1 rRNA gene is annotated in these 3,083 nt (G+C 51.1%); it reads left to right on the forward strand.

The window, feature by feature from the left end:
• Window positions 1–172 precede the first annotated feature (172 nt).
• Window positions 173–3,064: ribosomal RNA gene (locus ACIQV9_RS28845) — 23S ribosomal RNA — on the forward strand.
• Window positions 3,065–3,083 lie beyond the last annotated feature (19 nt).

Consider the following 3,083-nt stretch of genomic DNA (forward strand, 5'->3'; position numbering starts at 1 on the left):
GCTAGATCGTTCTTTAAAAATTTGGGTATGTGATAGAAAGATAGACTGAACGTTACTTTCACTGGTAACGGATCAGGCTAAGGTAAAATTTGTGAGTTGCTCTTAATTGAGTATTATCGAATTTTCGGCGAATGTCGTCTTCACAGTATAACCAGATTGCTTGGGGTTATATGGTCAAGTGAAGAAGCGCATACGGTGGATGCCTTGGCAGTCAGAGGCGATGAAAGACGTGGTAGCCTGCGAAAAGCTTCGGGGAGTCGGCAAACAGACTTTGATCCGGAGATGTCTGAATGGGTGAACCCAGCCATCATAAGATGGTTATCTTAAGCTGAATACATAGGCTTAAGAGGCGAACCAGGGGAACTGAAACATCTAAGTACCCTGAGGAAAAGAAATCAACCGAGATTCCCTTAGTAGTGGCGAGCGAACGGGGACTAGCCCTTAAGTGGCTTTGAGATTAGCGGAACGCTCTGGAAAGTGCGGCCATAGTGGGTGATAGCCCTGTACGCGAAAATCTCTTAGTCATGAAATCGAGTAGGACGGAGCACGAGAAACTTTGTCTGAATATGGGGGGACCATCCTCCAAGGCTAAATACTACTGACTGACCGATAGTGAACTAGTACCGTGAGGGAAAGGCGAAAAGAACCCCGGAGAGGGGAGTGAAATAGATCCTGAAACCGTATGCGTACAAGCAGTGGGAGCCCACTTTGTTGGGTGACTGCGTACCTTTTGTATAATGGGTCAGCGACTTATTTTCAGTGGCGAGCTTAACCGAATAGGGGAGGCGTAGCGAAAGCGAGTCTTAATAGGGCGTCTAGTCGCTGGGAATAGACCCGAAACCGGGCGATCTATCCATGGGCAGGTTGAAGGTTGGGTAACACTAACTGGAGGACCGAACCGACTACCGTTGAAAAGTTAGCGGATGACCTGTGGATCGGAGTGAAAGGCTAATCAAGCTCGGAGATAGCTGGTTCTCCTCGAAAGCTATTTAGGTAGCGCCTCATGTATCACTGTAGGGGGTAGAGCACTGTTTCGGCTAGGGGGTCATCCCGACTTACCAAACCGATGCAAACTCCGAATACCTACAAGTGCCGAGCATGGGAGACACACGGCGGGTGCTAACGTCCGTCGTGAAAAGGGAAACAACCCAGACCGTCAGCTAAGGTCCCAAAGTTATGGTTAAGTGGGAAACGATGTGGGAAGGCTTAGACAGCTAGGAGGTTGGCTTAGAAGCAGCCACCCTTTAAAGAAAGCGTAATAGCTCACTAGTCGAGTCGGCCTGCGCGGAAGATGTAACGGGGCTCAAACCATACACCGAAGCTACGGGTATCACTTAGGTGATGCGGTAGAGGAGCGTTCTGTAAGCCTGTGAAGGTGAGTTGAGAAGCTTGCTGGAGGTATCAGAAGTGCGAATGCTGACATGAGTAACGACAATGGGTGTGAAAAACACCCACGCCGAAAGACCAAGGTTTCCTGCGCAACGTTAATCGACGCAGGGTTAGTCGGTCCCTAAGGCGAGGCTGAAAAGCGTAGTCGATGGAAAACAGGTTAATATTCCTGTACTTCTGGTTATTGCGATGGAGGGACGGAGAAGGCTAGGCCAGCTTGGCGTTGGTTGTCCAAGTTTAAGGTGGTAGGCTGGAATCTTAGGTAAATCCGGGATTCTAAGGCCGAGAGCTGATGACGAGTTACCCTTTGGGTGACGAAGTGGTTGATGCCATGCTTCCAAGAAAAGCTTCTAAGCTTCAGGTAACCAGGAACCGTACCCCAAACCGACACAGGTGGTTGGGTAGAGAATACCAAGGCGCTTGAGAGAACTCGGGTGAAGGAACTAGGCAAAATGGCACCGTAACTTCGGGAGAAGGTGCGCCGGTGAGGGTGAAGCATTTACTGCGTAAGCCCATGCCGGTCGAAGATACCAGGCCGCTGCGACTGTTTATTAAAAACACAGCACTCTGCAAACACGAAAGTGGACGTATAGGGTGTGACGCCTGCCCGGTGCCGGAAGGTTAATTGATGGGGTTAGCTAACGCGAAGCTCTTGATCGAAGCCCCGGTAAACGGCGGCCGTAACTATAACGGTCCTAAGGTAGCGAAATTCCTTGTCGGGTAAGTTCCGACCTGCACGAATGGCGTAACGATGGCGGCGCTGTCTCCACCCGAGACTCAGTGAAATTGAAATCGCTGTGAAGATGCAGTGTATCCGCGGCTAGACGGAAAGACCCCGTGAACCTTTACTATAGCTTTGCACTGGACTTTGAATTTGCTTGTGTAGGATAGGTGGGAGGCTTTGAAGCGTGGACGCCAGTTCGCGTGGAGCCAACCTTGAAATACCACCCTGGCAACTTTGAGGTTCTAACTCAGGTCCGTTATCCGGATCGAGGACAGTGTATGGTGGGTAGTTTGACTGGGGCGGTCTCCTCCTAAAGAGTAACGGAGGAGTACGAAGGTGCGCTCAGACCGGTCGGAAATCGGTCGTAGAGTATAAAGGCAAAAGCGCGCTTGACTGCGAGACAGACACGTCGAGCAGGTACGAAAGTAGGTCTTAGTGATCCGGTGGTTCTGTATGGAAGGGCCATCGCTCAACGGATAAAAGGTACTCCGGGGATAACAGGCTGATACCGCCCAAGAGTTCATATCGACGGCGGTGTTTGGCACCTCGATGTCGGCTCATCACATCCTGGGGCTGAAGCCGGTCCCAAGGGTATGGCTGTTCGCCATTTAAAGTGGTACGCGAGCTGGGTTTAGAACGTCGTGAGACAGTTCGGTCCCTATCTGCCGTGGACGTTTGAGATTTGAGAGGGGCTGCTCCTAGTACGAGAGGACCGGAGTGGACGAACCTCTGGTGTTCCGGTTGTCACGCCAGTGGCATTGCCGGGTAGCTATGTTCGGAATAGATAACCGCTGAAAGCATCTAAGCGGGAAACTAGCCTCAAGATGAGATCTCACTGGGACCTTGAGTCCCCTGAAGGGCCGTCGAAGACTACGACGTTGATAGGTTGGGTGTGTAAGCGCTGTGAGGCGTTGAGCTAACCAATACTAATTGCCCGTGAGGCTTGACCATATAACACCCAAGCAATTTG

The organism is Pseudomonas sp. NPDC099000 (assembly GCF_044759925.1).
In the GTDB taxonomy this organism is placed as follows: Bacteria; Pseudomonadota; Gammaproteobacteria; order Pseudomonadales; family Pseudomonadaceae; genus Aquipseudomonas.